23 protein-coding genes and 1 pseudogene are annotated in these 21,097 nt (G+C 35.3%); 9 read left to right on the plus strand and 15 right to left on the minus strand.

The window, feature by feature from the left end; translation table 11 throughout:
* Nucleotides 1-42: 42 nt before the first annotated feature.
* Nucleotides 43-492 carry a DUF6884 domain-containing protein gene (locus AC0ONG_RS12650; protein ID WP_000824879.1) on the minus strand — a complete coding sequence of 150 codons (450 nt, stop codon included), beginning with the start codon at nt 490-492 and terminating at the stop codon, nt 43-45.
* A 241-nt stretch (nt 493-733) separates the two neighbouring features.
* Between AC0ONG_RS12650 and AC0ONG_RS12655 the strand changes: the two genes are divergently transcribed.
* Nucleotides 734-922 (plus strand): DUF4017 family protein, encoded by a 189-nt coding sequence (locus tag AC0ONG_RS12655; protein ID WP_000789485.1) that lies wholly within the window; start codon nt 734-736, stop codon nt 920-922.
* Nucleotides 923-950: 28 nt separating this feature from the next.
* On the opposite strand, the pseudogene AC0ONG_RS12660 reads toward AC0ONG_RS12655, so the two are convergent.
* From AC0ONG_RS12660 to AC0ONG_RS12675, 4 genes and pseudogenes are all read right to left on the minus strand, one after another.
* Nucleotides 951-2,012, minus strand: a pseudogene (locus tag AC0ONG_RS12660) (M3 family oligoendopeptidase); the annotation flags it as partial.
* A 71-nt stretch (nt 2,013-2,083) separates the two neighbouring features.
* Nucleotides 2,084-3,013 (minus strand): manganese-dependent inorganic pyrophosphatase, encoded by a 930-nt coding sequence (ppaC, locus tag AC0ONG_RS12665; RefSeq protein WP_000416871.1) that lies wholly within the window; start codon nt 3,011-3,013, stop codon nt 2,084-2,086.
* A gap of 160 nt (nt 3,014-3,173) precedes the next feature.
* Nucleotides 3,174-3,839 carry a lytic polysaccharide monooxygenase gene (locus tag AC0ONG_RS12670; protein WP_000742282.1) on the minus strand — a complete coding sequence of 222 codons (666 nt, stop codon included), beginning with the start codon at nt 3,837-3,839 and terminating at the stop codon, nt 3,174-3,176.
* A gap of 230 nt (nt 3,840-4,069) precedes the next feature.
* The gene (locus AC0ONG_RS12675; RefSeq protein ID WP_001245260.1) at nt 4,070-4,573 is read right to left on the minus strand and encodes a GNAT family N-acetyltransferase; all 504 of its coding nucleotides are present in this window, start codon (nt 4,571-4,573) and stop codon (nt 4,070-4,072) included.
* Nucleotides 4,574-4,678: 105 nt separating this feature from the next.
* Here AC0ONG_RS12675 and AC0ONG_RS12680 point away from each other — a divergent pair, with 105 nt between their 5' ends.
* Nucleotides 4,679-5,320 (plus strand): HD domain-containing protein, encoded by a 642-nt coding sequence (locus AC0ONG_RS12680; protein WP_000874108.1) that lies wholly within the window; start codon nt 4,679-4,681, stop codon nt 5,318-5,320.
* Nucleotides 5,321-5,386: 66 nt separating this feature from the next.
* On the opposite strand, the gene AC0ONG_RS12685 is transcribed toward AC0ONG_RS12680, so the two are convergent.
* The 7 genes from AC0ONG_RS12685 to AC0ONG_RS12715 form a co-directional block, all read right to left on the minus strand.
* Nucleotides 5,387-5,779 carry a carboxymuconolactone decarboxylase family protein gene (locus AC0ONG_RS12685; RefSeq protein ID WP_001999958.1) on the minus strand — a complete coding sequence of 131 codons (393 nt, stop codon included), beginning with the start codon at nt 5,777-5,779 and terminating at the stop codon, nt 5,387-5,389.
* Nucleotides 5,780-5,851: 72 nt separating this feature from the next.
* On the minus strand, nt 5,852-7,342 hold the full coding sequence (locus AC0ONG_RS12690; protein ID WP_000429529.1) for an alanine/glycine:cation symporter family protein: 1,491 nt from the start codon (nt 7,340-7,342) through the stop codon (nt 5,852-5,854).
* 130 nt (nt 7,343-7,472) lie between these two features.
* A complete protein-coding gene (locus AC0ONG_RS12695) occupies nt 7,473-8,957 on the minus strand; it encodes an aldehyde dehydrogenase family protein (RefSeq protein WP_000920977.1) in 1,485 nt (494 codons plus the stop codon).
* Nucleotides 8,958-8,974: 17 nt separating this feature from the next.
* Nucleotides 8,975-9,871, minus strand: a complete 897-nt coding sequence (gene dapA, locus AC0ONG_RS12700) for a 4-hydroxy-tetrahydrodipicolinate synthase (RefSeq protein WP_001169453.1) — start codon at nt 9,869-9,871, stop codon at nt 8,975-8,977.
* 22 nt (nt 9,872-9,893) lie between these two features.
* Nucleotides 9,894-10,835: a proline racemase family protein gene (locus tag AC0ONG_RS12705; RefSeq protein ID WP_001025559.1), complete on the minus strand. Its 942-nt coding sequence runs from the start codon at nt 10,833-10,835 to the stop codon at nt 9,894-9,896.
* Complete coding sequence (locus tag AC0ONG_RS12710) at nt 10,832-11,869, minus strand: proline racemase family protein (protein WP_086398325.1); 1,038 nt, start codon at nt 11,867-11,869, stop codon at nt 10,832-10,834. Before AC0ONG_RS12710 ends, AC0ONG_RS12705 begins: the two co-directional genes overlap by 4 nt.
* Nucleotides 11,866-13,041: an NAD(P)/FAD-dependent oxidoreductase gene (locus tag AC0ONG_RS12715; RefSeq protein ID WP_001215272.1), complete on the minus strand. Its 1,176-nt coding sequence runs from the start codon at nt 13,039-13,041 to the stop codon at nt 11,866-11,868. Before AC0ONG_RS12715 ends, AC0ONG_RS12710 begins: the two co-directional genes overlap by 4 nt.
* Nucleotides 13,042-13,221: 180 nt before the next feature.
* Between AC0ONG_RS12715 and AC0ONG_RS12720 the strand changes: the two genes are divergently transcribed.
* The 4 genes from AC0ONG_RS12720 to AC0ONG_RS12735 all read left to right on the plus strand — a co-directional run bounded on the left by AC0ONG_RS12720 (nt 13,222) and on the right by AC0ONG_RS12735 (nt 16,825).
* Nucleotides 13,222-14,883: a sigma-54 interaction domain-containing protein gene (locus AC0ONG_RS12720; protein ID WP_000885737.1), complete on the plus strand. Its 1,662-nt coding sequence runs from the start codon at nt 13,222-13,224 to the stop codon at nt 14,881-14,883.
* Between the two features lie 108 nt (nt 14,884-14,991).
* Nucleotides 14,992-15,264, plus strand: a complete 273-nt coding sequence (locus AC0ONG_RS12725) for a (2Fe-2S)-binding protein (protein ID WP_000182619.1) — start codon at nt 14,992-14,994, stop codon at nt 15,262-15,264.
* Nucleotides 15,261-15,593 carry a (2Fe-2S)-binding protein gene (locus AC0ONG_RS12730; RefSeq protein WP_001080019.1) on the plus strand — a complete coding sequence of 111 codons (333 nt, stop codon included), beginning with the start codon at nt 15,261-15,263 and terminating at the stop codon, nt 15,591-15,593. Before AC0ONG_RS12725 ends, AC0ONG_RS12730 begins: the two co-directional genes overlap by 4 nt.
* Nucleotides 15,590-16,825 (plus strand): NAD(P)/FAD-dependent oxidoreductase, encoded by a 1,236-nt coding sequence (locus AC0ONG_RS12735; protein WP_001286085.1) that lies wholly within the window; start codon nt 15,590-15,592, stop codon nt 16,823-16,825. Before AC0ONG_RS12730 ends, AC0ONG_RS12735 begins: the two co-directional genes overlap by 4 nt.
* A 24-nt stretch (nt 16,826-16,849) precedes the next feature.
* On the opposite strand, the gene AC0ONG_RS12740 is transcribed toward AC0ONG_RS12735, so the two are convergent.
* Both AC0ONG_RS12740 and AC0ONG_RS12745 read right to left on the minus strand, forming a co-directional pair.
* Nucleotides 16,850-17,158, minus strand: coding sequence for a YxcD family protein (locus tag AC0ONG_RS12740; protein ID WP_000447759.1), 309 nt, complete (start codon nt 17,156-17,158; stop codon nt 16,850-16,852).
* Nucleotides 17,146-17,595: a hypothetical protein gene (locus AC0ONG_RS12745; RefSeq protein ID WP_000914478.1), complete on the minus strand. Its 450-nt coding sequence runs from the start codon at nt 17,593-17,595 to the stop codon at nt 17,146-17,148. The genes AC0ONG_RS12740 and AC0ONG_RS12745 overlap by 13 nt, the downstream gene beginning before the upstream one ends.
* 258 nt (nt 17,596-17,853) lie before the next feature.
* On the opposite strand from AC0ONG_RS12745, the gene AC0ONG_RS12750 reads away from it, so the two are divergent.
* From AC0ONG_RS12750 to AC0ONG_RS12760, 3 genes are all read left to right on the plus strand, one after another.
* A complete protein-coding gene (locus AC0ONG_RS12750) occupies nt 17,854-18,618 on the plus strand; it encodes a DUF1836 domain-containing protein (RefSeq protein ID WP_000447231.1) in 765 nt (254 codons plus the stop codon).
* Between the two features lie 233 nt (nt 18,619-18,851).
* The gene (uptA, locus tag AC0ONG_RS12755) at nt 18,852-19,457 is read left to right on the plus strand and encodes an undecaprenyl phosphate transporter UptA (protein WP_000952913.1); all 606 of its coding nucleotides are present in this window, start codon (nt 18,852-18,854) and stop codon (nt 19,455-19,457) included.
* Between the two features lie 168 nt (nt 19,458-19,625).
* A complete protein-coding gene (locus tag AC0ONG_RS12760; RefSeq protein ID WP_000558692.1) occupies nt 19,626-19,850 on the plus strand; it encodes a hypothetical protein in 225 nt (74 codons plus the stop codon).
* Between the two features lie 40 nt (nt 19,851-19,890).
* On the opposite strand, the gene dltD is transcribed toward AC0ONG_RS12760, so the two are convergent.
* Nucleotides 19,891-21,072 (minus strand): D-alanyl-lipoteichoic acid biosynthesis protein DltD, encoded by a 1,182-nt coding sequence (gene dltD, locus AC0ONG_RS12765; RefSeq protein ID WP_000782293.1) that lies wholly within the window; start codon nt 21,070-21,072, stop codon nt 19,891-19,893.
* Nucleotides 21,073-21,097 lie beyond the last annotated feature (25 nt).

The raw sequence follows: 21,097 nt of genomic DNA on the forward strand, positions 1-21,097 counted from the left end.
AGCTCCCTAAATAAATAGAGTTTAAAATCACTGAAACTTCACCTATATTTCCTCCCCTTCCTTCACAGCTTCTATTAACCTCTGCAACATATACCCAATCCCTTTACACCCCTCTAGCGGATATGTAATCATTTCTTCTGGATATAACTTTGTCACTACTTTTTCATGCTTTTTTCCTGCTAGTAAGACGATTTCGTCAAACTGTAATAAACTTTTATCTACCATCTGTTTTTGTAATTGCTCTATACTTATTACCTCATCGCTTTTTGAATCAAATGCAAGATCATAGTTTTCTAATACAATATCATTTGGTCTTAAAAATCCATGTTTCGCTGATAATATAACCCAGTTTTCGAAAAACATAGTTGCGTACGCCTGACATGCTTTTCCGAACGGACTAATATATACATCTTTTGCTTCCATCGGTCCGTAGTTTGAATGCTTATCCCAAATTTTCTTTTTTCCACAAGGAATTATACATAGCCTTTTCATATATATTTCTACTCCCTTTACTTCTGTAAATAAAATTCGTTATTTTGTACATTTTTCTCTCGAAATACTATATAATAATTCCGAAAGCTAAAATTACACATTTTACCATATATGTACTATGGATCACTCTCATTGCAAATATTATAATACCATAAAAATTTTTGCTTTTTTTCTTCAAAATATTAAATATAAATTTTAACATAAGGATGTATAGATATAATTAAAAAGGAGGTTCATAAAAATGAAAAATATTATCCCTGCACTATTAGTCTATTTTATCGTTTGCGTTATTTCCGTTATCATCCCAGCATCTGAAGGCTATAATTATGTCGGCTGGAAGTTATTTGTTGGGCAAGTGTATGCGATACCTATTTTCTTCATTACTGCGATAATCACATTTTATATAAACAAGAAAAAATCTTACGAATAAACGATTATAAGGATAGCTAACGCTATCCTTATTTTAATTCGTTAATCAAATCTAAAATAGCCCTTGCAGTACTTTGTATCCTTTCTTCCGAAAAGTCAAACGCAACACCTGTATTTATATATATTTCCTGTATAGGTAAATTCCAATCTGAACTCGCTCCCTCTTTAAAGAAAGCAATCGCTTGTTCCTGATTCTCTCGATAAATTTGAAACAATTGCATCGCTCCTATTTGCGCAATTGCATATTCAATTTTATAAAAAGGAAACTGAACAAAGTGAAATGACTCGAACCAATTTCATTCTCTACTCCTGCAATATCAACTGATGAATATTGATACCTTTTACATAGTTCAATATATTTCTCATCTCGCTCTTCTGGTGAATGGTTTGGATTTGTATAAAGCCAGTGCTGGAATACATCTCCTGAAACTGACGATATTAATAACGATAAAGTACGATATAATTGAGCTTGCTGTACTTCTTTATAATCATCCTCTTGCGTATAAAAAATATTAAGCTTATCCATTAATAGTAATTCAAGACTAAGGGAATAAAGTTCCGCCACCTCTTCACGAAGGTATCTTTCCTGCATACTACTTTCATTGTTAAATTGTTTATAAAAGTGAAATGCATGCCCCAATTCATGTATTAATGCATGAATCGCATAAAATGAAGAACTAAAATTAGAATAAACAAAAACGTCTTTACTATGAGATAAGGTAAAGCAAGCAGCTCCTGGTGCTTTATTTTTCCGTTCTTGTACGTCAATTAATCCCGCTTTCCTTTATACGAGTAAATTCCTCATGAAAACATGAATCTGTCTTCCGCAACATTTCTTCAATTCCATCCAATAAATCAATGTAATTTTCAAATGGATATTTTTGCAAATTACAAGGAGCAAGATCCCAGGGACGATACGTTTTTACATCAAGATTCTTTTTAAGAAAACTTCCTAACTGTTTCCAAATTGATACAACACACTTTTCTATCGACTCATGAAACTTAAAACAATCTTCAATACTGTAATCTCTATTTTTTTGTTTAAAGGCATACTCACTATAATTATTAAACCCTGCATTTAATTTTCTGTTTTTTAGAGATAAAAAAGGACAAGTAGCCAATCTGACTACTTGTCCTTGCTGTTTATGTGTACTCAATAAAATTAAGCTTGGAATGCTTCTGTTAATACTGGTACGATTTGTTTTTTACGAGATACAACACCTTTTAATGTAGCTGTGTTGTTTTCTAGTGATACGTTGTATGCTTTCTCAACAACGTTTGCTGCTTTACCGATCGCAAGACCGACAGAATCGTTAGTTAAGATATCAGTTACAACGAATAAGAATAGGTCTAAACCTTTTTCTTCTACTACTGCAGAAATTACTTTTTCAAGTTCCGCTTGGTGTACAAGAACGTCGTTTGTATCAACAGCGTTTACTTGTGCGATTTCAACTTTCGCATTACCCATTTGGAATTCTTTAGCGTCAAGAGAGATTAATTGCTCCATTGTTTTTCCGCTTAAGTCAGCACCAGCTTTTAACATTTCTAAGCCGTAGCTATCAGCATCTACACCAGCGATTTCCGCTAATTCACGAGCAGCTGCTACGTCTTGTTCTGTGCAAGTTGGAGATTTGAATAGTAAAGAATCTGAAATAATTGCAGATAACATTAAACCTGCAACTTCTTTACGAATTGTAACGCCATTTTCTTTGTACATTTTGTTTAAGATTGTAGCTGTACATCCAACTGGCTCACAACGATAGTATATAGGATCGCTTGTTTCAAAGTTAGCAATACGGTGATGGTCAATAACTTCTAACACACGAACTGATTCGATATCGTTAGCACTTTGTTGACGCTCGTTATGGTCAACTAAAATAACGTTGTCCACTTCGCTTGCTACTGTCTCAACAAAACGCGGTCCTTCTACTTTAAAATAGTCTAACGCAAATTGAGTTTCACCGCTGATTTCGCCTAAACGTACAGGCTCAGCATTCATTCCTAATTCTTTTTTCAATTCTGCATAAGCAATTGCAGAACAAATTGCATCTGTATCTGGGTTTTTATGCCCGAAAACTAGTACTTTTTCCATGTTTTCCACCTCTTCATGAAAAGGATATCTTAAAGAAGCAAATATGACAATATTTAAAGCATATTTTTTTATAAATAATTGCACTTTCTTCTATATTTTTCATCATTTTCATAAAAAAAATCATCTAAAATGAATTAGATGATCGAAATATATGTTTCAATTAAAATAGTGTAGGAGCTTGCACTACGTTGTTAAAAGCGAAATTTGAAGCTAAGCCATTATTCACAAGGTTTACATCTATAACTTGATAAAACGCATTTCCAGTGTCTGCAATTTCCCAAACAGCTAAAATAAGATGGTATCCACTACGATCAGTTGGTACATTTGCTTCATGCGTTACTGTTGTCCCTGGTCTAGCCCCACCGTCATTTTTCACATAGAATGGCACTAAATCTAAATCTGATCGCGTTAAAGGTTTATTTGGATTCCAGCCTTTTTTCGTAATATAATATTTCCACTCTTTCGTACTATGAGGAGCAGTTAGTTTCCACTTGAATGTATTCGTCCCGCCATTTAACGTAACTTTCTTCCACCTATCCACAGTTTGAACATCTAAAGCAGGAAAATGACCAGCCCCTGCAATTTGTCCATCAGAAGGTCCTAGTTGCGGAAATCCCCCTATCCCTTCTACACTTTGTGGTTCATATTGAATCGGTCCACAATTTACATTTACCCCTTGCTTACATAAATAAGATCGGCTCGCTGGTGATTCTACATAACCATGAGCTGAAGCCTTTTCTGAAAATCCAAATGTTAATAATCCCGTAAGTAATACGCCACCACTTAAAATAACTTTCTTCATCTTTTGTAAACTATTCTTTTTCATTCTTTCATCCCCTTCCGATAATAAAGCGAAAATAACTATAGTTGGCTAGTCATCTTCTCTACATTTATTATAAGACGAGAATCATTACTAAAAGAACCCTCTAAAAACTTTCTCAAATTCATTTAGTGCAAATGGATTATATCAATAAATTTATTTAACACCGCCAGAAAAATATAGACGGTGTTAAAATAGTTTCTTATTATTCAGTATGATAACCTTTTAATCACAATTTATATGCATTTATAATAAAGAACCGTAGCATCTAACTTTCCATTCGGAGAAATTGCATATCCTGGTATTGTTCCAACTTCTTGGTAGTCTAATGATTTGTACAATTTATTGGATGGATCTCCTTCTCTAGTATCTAATACTAAAAGAGACCTGTTTTCTTGCTTCGCTCGTTCCTCTGCTTTTTGCATAAGCAATCGTCCAATACCGTTACGTCTAAAGTTTGGATGAGTCATTAATTTGCAAATCTCGGCTCTATGAATTCCGTTAGGCTTTGTAACTAATTGTATTTGAATACTCCCTGCTACTTCGTTGTTTATTTTAGCTACATACAATATCACTTCTGGCGCTATGACTGTTTGCCAATACTTTGTTGCGTCTTTTTGTTCCAGTGGAGGCAAAAAACCAATTGATGCCCCATCATTTACAACCGTTTTCAAAAGTTTCGAAAGTTCTTCCATATCATTTTCTAGTTGCTTAATTTCTTCAATTACTAAATTTCGCATTACTTTTCCCCCTTTTGTTTCATTGTAACAATTTTTAAAGAAGGAATAATGAAATAATAAGATGAATTTATATTAAGATATGATTTTTTGTGAGAGGATAACGATATGAAATATATATTAGATAGAACGTACGCAAAAGAACTACTCGAATGGGCATATGAACAAAACCCGGGCCCTTGGTTTGAACATTCACTACATGTTGCTCATGCAACTGAAAACATAATTATAGAACTTATAAAAAAAGGGTATGACCTAGATGCTGACATAGCATATAACGCTGCCCTTTTGCATGATATCGGAAGATACAAAGGTTTTACCAAATCGGTCATTCATTCCTATGATGGTTATATGTATATGAATGATTTAGGATATGCAGGAAACGCCATTATTTGTGTGACACACTCATTTCCCTGTAAAAATGAACATATAGATATCGCAGCGGAATGGCATCTCGTTCCTGACCACATGAAAAGCCGGTTGGTTGCAATATTGAATGAACATAGTAACTACGACTTATACAATAAAGTAATTACTCTTTGTGACGCTCTTGCTGACGCGGATGGCTTTACTACGCTGGAAAGAAGATTAATTTCCGTTGGTTTGCGTCATGGTACAACATCTCATACATCTTTACATTGGAAAGGGTTTTATGCAATTAAGAAAGAATTAGAAGCTTTAATCGGTAAGAGTATATACACAGTTCTTCCTGATGTAGAGAATTCGATTTATGAAGATATAGAATACTAAAGTGAATACAAATTTAATTTCACATAAAAAAACGTTTTAAACATAAAGTTTAAAACGTTTTTTTATTCAATGCTTTTGATTTTTCAGTTCTGTTAAACACTCTTGCACTAAAGTTACCGCTTGACTCATCGCAGCTCCGCCAGCAAATGCTGCTGAAACACCACATGCTTCCAGAATCTCTTTATCCGAACATCCTTGATCAAGACAACCTTTTGTATGATAAATTGTACAATACTCATCTTGCGTTGCTAAACTAATTCCTAATGCAATAAGTTGTTTTTCTCTTTTTGTTAAAGCACCCTCTTGAAAACAAGCTTGCGTAAACGCATTATATGTCTCAGCGATTTCAGGAATTTGATTTGTAAAACTACCTATACCTTCTTTATAATGATGTAGAATATCATTTATCGAACTATGTTGCTCATGTTCCATCTTATTCCCTCCAGTCATATTATCCATACCTATTGTAGTATGCGATGAAATGGAGGCAATATACCTTCTTTTAAATTAAGAATTTTCAGTTAATTTACGTTATAATTTTAAATTATCATCTACAATAACTTTTTCTCTAGAACTTTTTCTTTCAACCTCTTTACTTCTTTCTTCCCAAAATGTTAATCCTTCAATCCCCACATTTTTAGGATTAAATACTGGATCTTTCCCTTCTTTTTTCTGCGTTTCATAGTCTTTTAACACTTTTAATGCGATTTTACTTAATAATAGAATCGCGATTAAGTTTAACCATGCCATACTACCGATTCCTAAATCTCCGAGATTCCATAAAAGCGACGCTGATTCAACACTACCGATGTAAACCATAATTAAAAATCCAAATTTTAAAACTGGTTTTAACCAGCCATACTTCAATTGACGATCTAAATAAGTAAGCGTCGTTTCAGCGATATAGTAATAAGCGAGTAACGTTGTAAATGCAAAAAAGAAAATTGCAATTGAAATAAATATTGGACCAAACCCTGTCATCACAGTTTCAACTGCTTGTTGCGTATAAATTGGACCTGCTTCCACATTTCCTATGTTTTTTACAATAGCGCGTTTCCCTTCAGGTATAACATTATACATACCTGTAATTAATATCATAAGAGCTGTCGCTGTACATACGACAATTGTATCGATATATACGGAAAACGCTTGAACTAATCCTTGTTTTGCAGGATGCGATACTTCAGCAGCAGCCGAACTATACGTCGCTTCTCCGACACCAGCAACGTTTGAAAATACAGCGCGTTTTACGCCCCATGCAATAGCTGCACCAACAATTCCACCAAACATTTCATTTACACCAAATGCGCTAGAGAAAATTAAAGCAAACATACTTGGAATCTCCGTTACATTCGCAATTAATATGATACATGTAACAATTACATAACCAATTGCCATAAATGGAACAAGCATTTGAGAAACGCCAGCTATTCTCTTTACACCACCAAAAATAATTGCTGCTAGTAACACGACTAAAAATATACCAGTTATATATTTGTTAATACCATTAGAGTTTTCAAATCCAACTGCGATACTACTAGATTGAATACCTGGTAATAACACGCCATATGAAAGTGTTACAACTACCGCTACAATGACTGCAAACCATTTCATTTTTAAACCTTTCTCAATGAAATATGGAGTACCGCCGCGATATTCATTCCCTACTTTACTTTTGTATACTTGAGATAATGTTGATTCAACAAACGCGCTCGCTGCCCCTAACAAAGCCATTACCCACATCCAAAATACAGTTCCAGGCCCGCCGAAAGCGATTGCTGTCGCTACCCCTGCGATATTACCAATTCCAACTCTTCCTGATAAGGCTAAACAAAATGCCTGAAAAGATGATATTCCCGTCTCTGAACTCTTTCCTTCAAATAATAGTTTAATCATCTCTTTAAAATAACGAATTTGCAAAAAGCGTGTTGCAATCGTGAAATATACGCCTGCCCCTAATGCAAAAACAACTAAACCGATACTCCACACTTGCCCTACTAACCATTCTACTAAATTCTCCATCCAAATCCCCCTTATCATTCTTTTGAAAAACAATTTTGTATATAAGAAAACGGACAACTATTATCAAACTTTCTAGTTGTCCGCATCTTTCATTATTTCATCCCTCAATTTTTGTCAGTAAAACGCCCTATTACTTTATATTTACCCAAACACTTTTCACTTCTGTATAATTATCAAGCGCATATGAACCTAATTCGCGGCCAATACCAGATTGTTTGTATCCACCAAATGGTGCAGCTGCATTTTCTAAGTTATAATCATTAATCCACACTGTTCCTGCTTTTAATTTATTTGCCACTTGATGACCCGTTTTGATATTTTGCGTCCATACACCCGCAGCAAGGCCATAAGATGAGTTGTTCGCTCGTTCAATTACTTCTTCTGTCGAATCAAATGGAAGTACAACAACAACTGGTCCAAATATTTCTTCCTTAACGATTGTCATATCGTCTGTAACGTCTGTGAATACAGTTGGCTTAACGAAATAACCTTTTTCAAGCGCACGTTCACCACCAGCCGCAACTGTAGCACCTTCTTTCTTCCCTTGCTCAATGTAATTTAACACACGCTCTTGTTGTTTCTTAGATACGAGTGGACCCATCTCCGTTCCTTTCTCCATACCTGCTCCAAGTTTTACGTTGTTCGCCATTTTCACAAGTGCATCTACTACAGTTTCATAATGTTTACGATGAACAAATACACGTGATCCTGCGCTACAATTTTGACCGTGATTATACATAATACCTTGGAATGCACCACTAATTGCTTCTTCCAAGTCCGCATCTTCTAAAATGATATTTGGTGATTTGCCGCCAAGCTCTAACGTTACATGCTTAATCATTTCTGCAGACTGACGCATAATATACTTTCCTGTAACAGTAGATCCTGTAAAAGCAACTTTATCAATGTCATGATGATTTACAATTGCCGCTCCTGCTTCAGGACCAAAGCCTGGTACAAAGTTTACAACACCGTTTGGAAATCCAGCCTCTTTAAAGAGTTTTGCTGTATATAGTAAGGATAAAGGTGTTTGCTCTGCTGGTTTTAATACGATCGTACAACCTGTCGCCAGTGCAGCTCCCATTTTCCAAGAAGACATAACGAGCGGAAAGTTCCACGGAATAATCTGACCTACAACACCTACAGGTTCATGTCTCGTATAGTTTAAGTAATCTTTTGAAATCGGGATTGTTTGCCCAATAATTTTTGTAGCCCATCCTGCGTAATAACGATAATTTTCTACAGTCGCTGAAATATCATCCTCAAGTGCTACTTGATACGGCTTCCCATTATCTAAAGCTTCTAGTTGCGCTAATTCTTCTCTATGTTCTTCAATTAAATCTGCTAATTTATAAATAAGATGTGCTCTTTCAGCAGTAGTCATTTCTGCCCACGGACCAGATTCAAATGCAGATCTTGCTGCTTTTACTGCAGCATCAATATCCTCTTCTTGCGCTTCACATACGACTGCTAGAACATCTTCTGTTGCTGGATTGTACGTTTCAAACGTCTTTCCGCCAATAGCAGAAACAAATTCGCCATTAATAAACATTTTAATTTCTTCATTTAAAAACGCTTCCACTTTTGGTTTCAGCTCAATATTTGTCTTTAACATTATGTTCTCCTCCTTATTTAAACAGCTGCATGAGCTGCAATATTTGATAAAATCGTTTGAAGCTTTTGATCTTCGTTAACAGTTAATCCTAGTCTTGGATAGCGAGAAGGTCCTCCCGCTTGCCCATGTAATTCCATGGAACGTTTAACGATTTGAACATATTTCCCTGACCCTTCAAGAAACTCGCAAAGTGGTAAAATAGCATCGTTTATTTCCCATGCTTTTTCTAATTCACCATTTTGAAAATGCTCATACATTTTTGTAACGAGACCAGGAACGATATTTCCTGCTACTGAAACCCATCCCGAGGCACCAACTAAATATGATTCCATAACTAAATCTTCAGAACCACAGAAGACTTGGAAAGCCCCTTCACTTTGTCTTACTAAATCTCTCGCTTTTCGAATATCTCCGCTAGATTCTTTAATACGTGTAACATTTTCACAATTTTTTCCAATACGGAGCATTAGCTCTGTACTCATATCAACACCAGAAGTAAATGGATTATTGTATAACATAATTGGTATATTTACAGAGTTTGAGATTTCTTTAAAATGAAAATAAATCTCCTCTTCCTTCGGTTTACAATAGTAAGAGTTTATAATTAATGCACAATCCGCTCCGTGTGCTTCTGCATGTTTCGTATATTCAATTGTTTCTTTCGTCGTCTCTGCTGCAGTTCCAACAATGACTGGAATACGGCCATCAATTTCTTTCAACACGGTTTCTACCATTTTAAATCGCTCTTCTTTTGATAAACTTACAAACTCTCCTGTACTTCCATTAATGATGACACCTGCAACCTTTTGTTCGATAAAGTAATTTACATTTTGTTTTACCCCATCCCAATTAATTTCCTGAAATTCATCCATCGGTGTTATTAATACTGGAAATGCCCCTTTAATTTTTTGCATATTTATCTCTCCTTATCACATTTTATTTTAATAAGAACCCTGCCGGAAATGGATCCGTAGGGTCTAATAGAAACGTCTGCATTCCTGTAATAAATCCTCTACTTTCAAAACGGAAAATGTATCCTAGCTCCTCCTTCTTCACTTTTTCCACAGTTATAAAACTATTAAATATACTTTCATTTTTAAAAGGTTTATCCGCCGTATAATCATTTTTAAATAACGCATGAACATAGGAAACGATAGTAGAAACAAAACCTGGCGAACGTACGATAAAGTTATCTTCATGAAATGTAATCGACTTTATATGGTTCTTTTCTTTTTGCGAAGGATCTACTAAAATAAGCCTTTTTATTAGCGACTGTTTTTGTATAGCCTGCAGTGTAGCTTCTCCCCATCTTTTCAATTCTGGAATGTTTTCAACACGAATTTCTGGCGAATACGCACCTTTTTCTACAACTGCATATACTTTATCTGCTTGTATGAGAGAATAACTTACATTACCAACCTGTAAATTTTCCTCAATCAAATAGCAAAGTTTGCTTTCAAACGAAACAGATATAACTTCATCATTCTCTACATACGCATGAACTAAAAATATTCCAGATAACGTTTCAATTTTATATTGATTGGACTCTCTCTTTTTTAAATACCCACTTTCGAGTAACATCGTTATTACCGCAACAATGCCCCCATAATGAAGCGGAATCGAACCTTCATGATTAAAAAATAATACAGCTGCATCTACTTCATTATGGATAGATGGAACGACAATACACCCATTCAAACCAATAAAACCACGTGGTTCATTTAATAAAAGCTTCATCTCTTCTGCTAATTCACCTGAAAATTGTTCATTTAATTGCTCCAAACTGTAATAGTATTTGCATGGTACGTCCTTCATTACACGAAATGCCTCGCCATTTACATGTACGTCTACTGCTGTATACATTTTTTGAATGTTCATTTTATATCCTCCGTTTCATGTTCCATCGGCGGAATTAGCAAAAATCCTTCTTTGAGTGGATCCATTTCATTGTAAAAAAATTTATGCATACCCATAAGCCAAGCTGATCCCGTAATTTTCGTTATGACAGCTTCAATATTTTCAACATGTGTCGTATTCACGACATATCCTTTAAATAAAGAACCAACGATACTCTCATGAATGAACTCTTCACCAATTTTGATTTCTTTCTGAGCGTATAATACAGCTAGCTTCGCAGATGTTCCTGTACCGCATGGGGATCGATCTATTCCGCCTGGTGGTACAACAACTGTATTTTTCACATGCGCACATTCATGAGTAGCATCTGTATAAAATTCAACATGTGTTAATCCTCTAATAAACGAATACTCTGGATGAATGATTTCAAACTTCTCATTAATTGTGTTTCTTATATGAATCGCCTTATCGATGATTGTAGATGCATTTTCTGGTACTAATTCTAGGCCTACTGACTTCGCATCAATAATGGCATAAAAATTCCCTCCATACGCAATATCAGCCTCTACAGTTCCAATGTCTTTGACGTGTACAGTAATATTTTTCAATAAAAAAGCTGGTATGTTACAGAAAGATGCCTCTTTTGCTTTTCCATCTTGAACAGCAATATCTACTTCCACTAAGCCAGCCGGGGTATCTAGTTTTAAAGAAGTAATCGGTTCAACTACTGGAATTAAACCTGATTCAACTAACGCTGTACATACACCGATTGTATCGTGACCGCACATTGGTAAGTATCCACCTGTCTCTATGTATATAACACCTATATCAGCCTCAGGATGACACGGGTCTGTTAATAATGCCCCTGACATTACATCATGACCACGCGGTTCATTCATTAACAATTTTCGAATCCAATCATATTCCTTTTTCATATGTAACATCTTCTCTGCCATCGTCTCTCCAATCAACTTTGGAAGTCCGCTAATTAATGTCCTCGTTGGATTCCCGCCCGTATGTGTATCAATAGTCGTAAAGACTCTTTGTGACCTCATCCGTTTAACACCCTTTCTGTAAAACGACTCAAACGAAGTGGTTCAATAGGAATAATTGTCTCTTTTTCATTTAATAACTCTTCAATTACTTTCCCAGTAACTGCTGCAAGACTAATCCCATCCCCTTCATGTCCAGCGGCAATGAAATAATTCGGAATATGTTCCACTCGTGAAATAATCGGCAAATGATCTTCTGTCCACGGACGTAAACCAGCGTAAGAACGAATTACCATCATATCTGCCATTTTCGGATAAAAGCGAATCGCTCTATTTGCGATACATTTAATGACTTCATTGTTTATTCTCGTATGAAACCCTACAAATTCACGACTACTTCCAATTAAGAAATTTTGACTTTCAGTAGGCTCAAATACGAGCGCAACCCCGTATTTTTCAGTTAAAGCATCTACTTTTCTTTTTCCGCCAAATTTAGAAATTAAATAACCGAATTCCATTACTTTACGGCATCCTACATGTTGTTGCCTTGATGCTACTATAATATGCCCTTTTCTCGGTTCAATTGGTATATTTACATTTAACATCTGACCAATCTTAGGAGCCCACACACCGGCTGCATTTACAACTTGTTTTGCTGTAAAAGTACCATTCGTAGTTTCTACAACAAATGAACCATTCGTCTCTATTTTCATACTCTTTACTTCGGTCTGCTTAAAGGCTTTTGCGCCAAACTTTTGTGCCTCTGACAGAAGCGAGAAAGCAAGGAGATATGGATTCACAGTTGAATCCGTCGCACATTCTAAACCGCCTAATAAATCATCAGCAAAAAAAGGCGACTCTTCTCTTATATCTTGCCTATCAAGCATTCGAAACGGTAATCCAGCTTCTTTTTGCCGATCTACCCATTGCTGCGCAGCTTCCATCTCTTCGTCTGACTCACATACGAGAATACTTCCTGGTGCCCTATATTCAAATGAATGCTCTAATTTTTCACTTAAATCAGTTACTAATTTTTGACTTACTAAAGACATTTGACTATCAAACCCTGGGTCTTTATCAATGGCCAAAATATTCCCATCACACCGTGAAGACGTCCCGCTGACAAATTCTCCTTTTTCAATGATTGTTACGTCTCTTCCGTATTTTGAAGTGTAATAAGCGATAGAACACCCTATTATTCCACCACCTATAATTAAAACGTCGCAGTGCCTCACAATATACTCCTCCTTTCCCTAAACCTCTCACTTTCTTTTATGCAATTGACGTGCCAATTCTGCACATATACAATTTCCATAAACAATATTTTTATTTGTAAAAATAATTCAAATTTATAGTAAATAGGTGTATTATTTTTTTATCACTGTCAAATTTTTTATACATAACGGGAGGATATTATGGCATTTTCATTTCCGACTATACAAGAGTTTTTGGAAAGTATTTTAATCGATCATACATGTAGCCTTAATCACATTAAGCAAGTAAACGGAAGGTTTTATTATCTCCCTTCTACTACAGAAGAATATAATTGCGCCATTATTTATGTAGATGACTCATTCACTGCATTAATTGACGCTTTTTCTTATGAATTAGCTGTTATCATCCTTAACGAAAACGATGAGCCGATATTCTGTATAACCTCTCAGCAAATGATTCCATTTCTTTATAAGTCCTACAATGAACTACAGTCATTTTATAACACCGTAATACAAACAACTGACTCTTCTGTTACAGTCATTGATAGTAAAGAATGCGTTCGAACTTGGACAGATGGTGCTGAAAAAATATTTTCAGTCAACCATAATGAGATTATTGGGCAACCGATTACTCGTTTTTTTGATTATAAAGACTTGGAAATTTTACAATCTTTACATGATGGAAAAAATATAGTCGCTCAGTTCCATCAGCCTCGTCCCGATTTATTCGTATTAATTAATTCAAATCCAGTTTATTGTAATGATGAAATTATAGGAGCAGTCGTTTCAGAAACAGATGTTACAAATCAAGTCGCTTTAAATGAAAAACTATTTAATATGTCACATGAAATGCACCGTTTAGAACAAGAAGTGGCAAAGTATAAAGATGAATCCGATCCATTCCTTGCGATGAATGGGAAAAGTCCTGTTATACAAAGAACGATACAATTAGCTAGAAAAGTTTGTTCGGTGAAATCAACTGTTTTAATACTTGGGGAAAGCGGAGTTGGAAAAGAAGTATTTGCGAAAGCAATTCATGAAGCAAGTGAAGCAGCGAAGGCGCCTTTCATTTCGATTAACTGCGGGGCAATTCCAGAAGCTTTATTTGAAAGTGAATTATTCGGTTACGAGCGTGGGGCCTTTTCTGGAGCGAATAGTAAAGGGAAAAAAGGTAAAATCGAACTCGCACAAGGCGGTACTTTATTCCTCGATGAGATTGGCGAAATGCCGCTCGATATGCAAGTAAAACTGTTACGTGTACTACAAGAACGAAAGTATTACCGAGTTGGCGGAGAAAAAGAAATTAATATTGATTTCCGCATTATCGCTGCTACAAATCGGGATTTACAAGAAGAAATGAGAAAAGGAACTTTCCGAGAAGATTTATATTATCGTTTAAATGTAGTTAGCCTGCATATTCCACCGCTGCGTGAAAGACGAGAGGATATTATCGAACTCACATACTCATTCTTAAACGATTTTTCGATCAACTATAACCGACCAATTCGTGACCTACCTTCAAGCATTATGCATGAACTGCTTCATTACAATTGGCCAGGTAATATTCGCGAACTTCGAAACGTTGTTGAACGGCTTGTGGTATTCGCAACAGACGGAATTATAAAACAAGAATATTTACCATTTCATACGACTGAAACTTTAGACAACCATACAGCTCATTCCCTATTACTCAGCAACAATAATACAATCCTTTCTTTACAAGAAGAGATGGATGAGCATGAGAAAAAAGTTATTGAAAGGGCTTTACGAATTTTAAATGGGAATAAATTAGAATGCGCAAAACAACTTGGCGTAACAAGGGCTACTTTATATAACCGTTTAAAGAAACTCGGACTTCAATAAAGAATCAGTATGCACCAATCAGGCGTTTATAGGTAGCCCTCTCCCCTCTATATTGGCATGATTTTTGCATATATAATTTGTGCAAACCGAACTAGAGGAGGAATACATATGACAAATAAAAACAACTTAATCGTTTGTCGTTGTGAAGAGGTTACATATGGACAACTTCAATCGACAATTGCTGAATATAACTGCTCGGCAAGAGAATTAAAACTAAGAACACGTGCTGGCATGGGATTTTGCGGTGGTCGCACATGCAGAATAATGATAGATCGAATGATAGAAAATGCGAATCCTGACGTAACTCTTAATGAACTACCGTTAAAATATCAACCACCAATACGTGCAGTTACTTTTGGATCGGTAGGTGAAAGTAAATGAATAGAATTACACATCACCCTATTTTAGGTACTTTACAAAGTAGTGAGCGTATTACTTTTCAATTTAACGGTCATCAATACGAAGCATATGAACATGAAACGATAGCTGCTGCCCTGTTAGCAAATGAAATACGGACATTAAGAGTTCATGAAGATAGCGGGACACCGCGAGGTATTTATTGTAATATCGGGCACTGTTCCGAATGCCGCGTGACAGTAAATAATCAAACAAATGTACGCGCATGCTTAACTGTTGTAGAAGAAAACATGGTTGTTGAAAGCGGGAAACAGCATCCGAATATCGTGAGAGAGATGGTGAAAAAACGATGAGTGATGTAATTATCATTGGTGCAGGACCAGCGGGATTATCTGCTTCTATCTCTTGTGCTCGTTTCGGACTAAAAGTGCTCGTTATTGATGAATTTATGAAGCCGGGCGGGAGATTGTTAGGACAGTTGCATCAAGAGCCTACTGGAGAATGGTGGAACGGAATAGAAGAATCGAAGCGACTTCATGAAGAAGCAGAATCACTTTCAGTACATATCAGGTGCGGTGTTTCGGTCTATAATTTAGATAAAGATGAAAACAATTGGTTTGTACATACTAATATCGGTACGTTAGAAGCACCGTTCGTACTACTTGCTACTGGTGCTGCGGAATATTCTATTCCCCTTCCAGGCTGGACACTTCCAGGAGTGATGTCAATTGGAGCAGCTCAAGTTATGACAAATGTTCATCGCGTGCAAGTTGGAAAAAAAGGAATCATTATTGGTGCTAACATTTTGTCTTTCGCCATTTTAAGTGAATTGCAATTAGCGGGAATTAAAGTAGATCATATTGTACTCCCTGAAAAAAGCGAGTTAAGTCAAAAAGCTGGTGAACCTGAAGAAGTTTTAAACTCTCTTTTAAATGCAGCACATCTCGCTCCTTCTGCTATTTTACGAATAGGTAGCCACTTTATGAAATATGATTGGATTCGAAAAGCTGGATTAACATTCTATCCAAACAGCGGAATGAAAATAAACGGAACGCCACTTCACCTTCGGAAAGCAGCTCTTGAAATTATCGGAACAGATCAAGTTGAAGGTGTACGTATTGCTAATATTGACTCTAAAGGAAATGTTATTAATGGATCAGAGAAAATATATGAAGCAGATTTTGTTTGTATTGCCGGGGGATTATACCCACTTGCCGAACTTGCAGCTGTAGCTGGTTGTCCCTTCCATTACATTTCAGAATTAGGTGGACACGTTCCTCTCCATTCCGAAACAATGGAAACCCCTCTTCCAGGTTTATTTGTAGCTGGCAATATTACAGGCATTGAAAGCGGAAAAATTGCGATGGCGCAAGGAACTGTTGCAGGTCTATCAATTGCTAAATATGCAGGTGAACAACATGATATAGTCGACCAACAATTATATCACGCCATTCAAAACGTTCACTCTGTTCGTCAGAAAGCTGCAATTCAGTTTAATCCGATGGTAGATATCGGTAGACGAAAGATGAATGAAATTTGGCGTGATTATTCTTCTACATATGCACATACTAAAAAGAGCTGCTGAGATTATTCTCAACAGCTCTTTTCTCTACTCATCCGAGTTATTAAATTTCGCTAATGCGTAAATACCTTCTTCATCATCTAATTCAAGCTGTAATCTCGCTGCGAATGAATTGACATTATATTCTCTGTCAAGCAATAAGCGTAATGCTTCGATTAAGTTTGCTTGAATTAAAATTTGCTGGCGACCATTTACCTCTACTTCCGCAGAGAAACCGTAGTCATCGTCATACATGAGTTCAACTAACACTTCTTCTGGACCCACTTGTCTTTTTTCAGCTATATATACGCAAAGCGCATTTATTAATTCTTGTTCAGAAATTTTTATTGTTTCCATGCTACTTCATCTGCCTTCTTTTTACGTTGGTCTTTGAAGTATTTAAATGCACGAACTGCTAACATTACGATACCAGCCATTACTAACATATTTACCATAAACGCTAATACAGAACCAAGAGCTCCCATATTTGCAAATAAGCTACCCATTAGTAAACCACCAAGACCACCTAGTAATAAACCTTTCATAAAGCTTCCTTTATTACTTTTTGGTGCTGTGTTTGTTGCTTTCGTTTTTGAATCTGGAGTCGTTTTTTGAGAATTTACATTTGAGTCTTTTTTGTTTAAATCAACTTTTGACTTTTGACCTGAACTTGGTGTAAATGATTTTTTACCAGATTTGTAACTTTTCGCTGCCGCATGATCTACGAACATAAAGCTGCTAGCCCCAAAGATAACCATAAATGCTGTCATTACTGCTACAAGTTTTTTCAACATATTATATCCATTCTCCTTTTATATAGATATATGTGAAATCTATCTTTCTAGTAAATTCAGAATGATAGATTTGTTTTTAAGAACATTTTAAAGGTTCTTATGAACTTATTATATGAACTTTTGTCGAAATATGCAAGTATTATTTACTTCCGACAGTTTGGTGACAAAGGAAAAATTAAGCAAAACAGAATTGACTTTAAATGAAACAAAACATATTATAAGTTCATAAGAACTTTTTATTATTTTGGAGGTGAAAAGATGGAAACATTTCATCTCACACGAAACGAAATGGCTACCCTTCTTCTATCACTAAGAGGATGGAATACGAAAAAGCCTCTCGGTATTTTACAAGAAGCTTGGGCAAAGTCACATAAAAAAGATATTGAAAGCGGACAAAGCGTTACAGCTTTTATTACTACCGCACTTTCACCTATTTTTGAAAAGCTGATTAAAATTGACGATACTGATGTCGGTTTTTCTTTAAATGAAATAGTTGCGCTTGGCAATCAGATTGAAAACACAAGTTTCTCTGTAACTGCTATGCAAAACTGGGTGAAACGAGATATAAAAGAAATGATTGGCTCTCCTCAAAAAGGGAAAAAATATTCGATTGAACAAGCAGCCTTACTGTTCATTGTCGAAGATTTAAAAACAGCACTTGATTTTGAATCAATTCGTAAGCTATTACGCCTTATCGTTAATGACCCAGCCGATCGAAGTGATGATTTAATCAATCCTGTTCATTTATATGTAGCATACTCTTCTCTATTTGAAGAACTCAATCAAGGGAATTGCTTACAACTAAATGCAACAGATACAGTTCATACAATTGAAAACATCGTAAAAGAAAAAGCTGATAAAATCGCAAGCAAGTTCGATCAAATTAATAACGAACAACGCGAAGCAATTCGTAACGCTATTATTATTGCGACCCTTTCTGTACATACCGCTTATGTACAAATGTTAGCAAAACGTTACGTAACAGCAACGTTATTTTTACAGAACTTAGATGTGAAGCCTTAAAAAATAGGAGCAGAAATGCTTCTATTTTTTTATGAGAAATTTTTAATAATCTTTTCATTAACCCTTCATGAAAACGTGGCTTATATCCTTTACTATAATACTTATGGGAGACATAAAAGAATTGAAATAGCAATCCCCTATATGAATAAGGTATAATATACATATAGTGAACCTTTTATATTATTAAGTAAAGGGGCATATATTCAAAAATCCATAAATTAGAAGGTGCAACAATGTTAAGTAGTTTTATTCATTCAGTATTAACGTTTTTTGAAGGATTAGGTTATTGGGGCATTATGCTTGGACTTATGATTGAGATTATCCCAAGTGAAATTGTCCTTGCTTATGCAGGATACTTAGTATTCAATGGTAGTATCTCATTTATAGGCGCAGTTGTATTCGGTACAATTGGCGGTGTTATTGCCCAAATCTTTATTTATTGGCTTGGACGATACGGCGGACGCCCTATATTAGAACGTTATGGAAAATATATTTTCATACATAAAAAACAAATAGATGCTGCAGAAGATTGGTTTAATCGTTACGGAACTGGCGTCATTTTTACAGCACGCTTCATTCCAGTAGTGCGTCATGCGATTTCAATTCCTGCTGGTATTACAAAAATGCCTTTACTACGTTTCACTACATTAACAGCACTTGCGATTATCCCTTGGTCTATTATTTTCATTTATTTAGGTGAAAAACTAGGTGAAAATTGGGAGAATATAAACGATATTGCTGGTCCGTATGTGAAATCATTTGCAATTGGTGGCGTCGTACTTATACTTTTATACTTCGTTATAAAAAAATGGACAAAAAAGCGCAAAAATCTTGCTTAAGAATATAATAAAAACCGCTATAAATTCATTCGAAGTTATAGCGGTTTTTTATTTATATATGAATTAATCTTCAGGAATTATATAACACCTTTCCATCTACATTTACATGGATAAGCAACCATTCGATCATTCTTTTCGTATATTATCTCAAAAAGGAGTGATTCCCCTATGCATTGGCAGCAAAAAATACCATACTTAATCGGACGCCCTATCGGTATTTCCTTCATAAATGGGCAAGGAACTTCCGGCGTATTATGTTCAGCGCATGATGGTCAATTATATGTGTATGAATACCTTTATCAAGCTCAGTTCGCAATGAAACATTATGATTATAGACAGGTTCAAGATATACATGCATTCCCAAATTGTCCTCACCAAAATCCTCTATACTAAAAAAATCGGAACGGCTCATAGCCATTCCGATTTCTATACTTTATTTCTCAGAATAAAATTTCTGCACTGCTTCATCAAAATAAATCCAACCTTTCCAGCCCAAATGAATCGTATCTTTTAAGAAATACTTATCATATTCATGGCCAGAGAAATCAACTACTGGATATCCTGCTTTCTCAACCTGTTCTCGAACTTTTTTATAATACACTTCACGGCGTTCTTTCGGGAATCCAGTATAATCATACCAAGGCCCATTTACAGGTACAGAAATAAAGAGCGGTTTGACATTTTTCTCTTTAAATAAATCTAAAATAATTTGTAAATCATTATATTCTGGTGATTCATCATATGTTTCATTTGCTCTAAAGTTTTTTAAACCTTTAAGTTTTTTCTTCAGATTATTCTTATGATAATACGGATTTTCAATTCCAAATGTATTTGTAGTAGACTCAGCTTTCCCTTCTTGTTCTGCGTGTTTACGTGCGTCTTCCCAAGAAATTGAACGAAGTCCGCTATTTGTTTTCTCTTTCATCGGTTCGATTTTAAATAAAGAGTTAAATAAATCTCTATGATCTAAAATATTTCGATGCATATAAGCAAGTGGTTTAACTAAACCTGCTTTTATGTTATGTTTCGTATCATTATATACAATACCTTCTAATGAATTTTTTAATATATCATCTTCTTGAACAACTTTATAATCTAATAGCCGTTTCGCGATTTGCTTCTTCATTTCTGGATTTATCTCATCATTAAAAATAAAATGATATGCTTGTTGTTTGGAGAAATTATTAGTGAAATCCCCTTGTGATACACCAGTCTTTGTAAACCATTGTGGTGAAAGAACAAAGACTACTTTTTTACCTTCTAATTCATCCATAGTAGATGTCATATTTAAAATATGAGCTAAACTTTGTGTACCGCCAGTTCCAATTAAAAACGGTGTAAAACCAGCTGGATTTACTTTGAAATAATTAGACGGATGATATGCATCCATTCGTAAAAATTCTGATGAACCGTACATCGGTAAATACTGTGAATTATCTAACATTTTTTGCTGTAAGAAAACACTTTGTAATTTCTCTTTTTGTAAAGAAGTAGCCGCATCTTCTACCTTCTTATCACTAATAAGCGATACTAAACTTTTCGATGGGATTAGAATGATAATGAAAAAAAGCACACACGCTAAAATTATAGGACCAAAAGCATGCTTCATTTTCATCTTCTGTCCCTCTTTCTATCGTTAT

The sequence above is a fragment of the Bacillus sp. TCT6 genome, from assembly GCF_056033845.1.

Excerpts from the sequence above, each read along its gene's own strand:
- AC0ONG_RS12740 (WP_000447759.1), bottom strand. The coding sequence starts at position 17,158 with ATGGAAACAATAAAAATTTCTGAACAAGAATTAATAAATGCGCTTTGC.
- AC0ONG_RS12745 (WP_000914478.1), bottom strand. The coding sequence starts at position 17,595 with ATGTTGAAAAAACTTGTAGCAGTAATGACAGCATTTATGGTTATCTTT.
- AC0ONG_RS12730 (WP_001080019.1), top strand. The coding sequence starts at position 15,261 with ATGAATAGAATTACACATCACCCTATTTTAGGTACTTTACAAAGTAGT.
- AC0ONG_RS12655 (WP_000789485.1), top strand. The coding sequence starts at position 734 with ATGAAAAATATTATCCCTGCACTATTAGTCTATTTTATCGTTTGCGTT.
- AC0ONG_RS12650 (WP_000824879.1), bottom strand. The coding sequence starts at position 492 with ATGAAAAGGCTATGTATAATTCCTTGTGGAAAAAAGAAAATTTGGGAT.
- AC0ONG_RS12695 (WP_000920977.1), bottom strand. The coding sequence starts at position 8,957 with ATGTTAAAGACAAATATTGAGCTGAAACCAAAAGTGGAAGCGTTTTTA.
- ppaC (WP_000416871.1), bottom strand. The coding sequence starts at position 3,013 with ATGGAAAAAGTACTAGTTTTCGGGCATAAAAACCCAGATACAGATGCA.
- AC0ONG_RS12750 (WP_000447231.1), top strand. The coding sequence starts at position 17,854 with ATGGAAACATTTCATCTCACACGAAACGAAATGGCTACCCTTCTTCTA.
- AC0ONG_RS12675 (WP_001245260.1), bottom strand. The coding sequence starts at position 4,573 with ATGCGAAATTTAGTAATTGAAGAAATTAAGCAACTAGAAAATGATATG.
- AC0ONG_RS12705 (WP_001025559.1), bottom strand. The coding sequence starts at position 10,835 with ATGAACATTCAAAAAATGTATACAGCAGTAGACGTACATGTAAATGGC.
- AC0ONG_RS12760 (WP_000558692.1), top strand. The coding sequence starts at position 19,626 with ATGCATTGGCAGCAAAAAATACCATACTTAATCGGACGCCCTATCGGT.
- AC0ONG_RS12670 (WP_000742282.1), bottom strand. The coding sequence starts at position 3,839 with ATGAAAAAGAATAGTTTACAAAAGATGAAGAAAGTTATTTTAAGTGGT.
- AC0ONG_RS12690 (WP_000429529.1), bottom strand. The coding sequence starts at position 7,342 with ATGGAGAATTTAGTAGAATGGTTAGTAGGGCAAGTGTGGAGTATCGGT.
- AC0ONG_RS12685 (WP_001999958.1), bottom strand. The coding sequence starts at position 5,779 with ATGGATAATATGACTGGAGGGAATAAGATGGAACATGAGCAACATAGT.
- AC0ONG_RS12725 (WP_000182619.1), top strand. The coding sequence starts at position 14,992 with ATGACAAATAAAAACAACTTAATCGTTTGTCGTTGTGAAGAGGTTACA.
- AC0ONG_RS12680 (WP_000874108.1), top strand. The coding sequence starts at position 4,679 with ATGAAATATATATTAGATAGAACGTACGCAAAAGAACTACTCGAATGG.
- dapA (WP_001169453.1), bottom strand. The coding sequence starts at position 9,871 with ATGCAAAAAATTAAAGGGGCATTTCCAGTATTAATAACACCGATGGAT.
- AC0ONG_RS12735 (WP_001286085.1), top strand. The coding sequence starts at position 15,590 with ATGAGTGATGTAATTATCATTGGTGCAGGACCAGCGGGATTATCTGCT.
- dltD (WP_000782293.1), bottom strand. The coding sequence starts at position 21,072 with ATGAAAATGAAGCATGCTTTTGGTCCTATAATTTTAGCGTGTGTGCTT.
- uptA (WP_000952913.1), top strand. The coding sequence starts at position 18,852 with ATGTTAAGTAGTTTTATTCATTCAGTATTAACGTTTTTTGAAGGATTA.
- AC0ONG_RS12710 (WP_086398325.1), bottom strand. The coding sequence starts at position 11,869 with ATGAGGTCACAAAGAGTCTTTACGACTATTGATACACATACGGGCGGG.
- AC0ONG_RS12720 (WP_000885737.1), top strand. The coding sequence starts at position 13,222 with ATGGCATTTTCATTTCCGACTATACAAGAGTTTTTGGAAAGTATTTTA.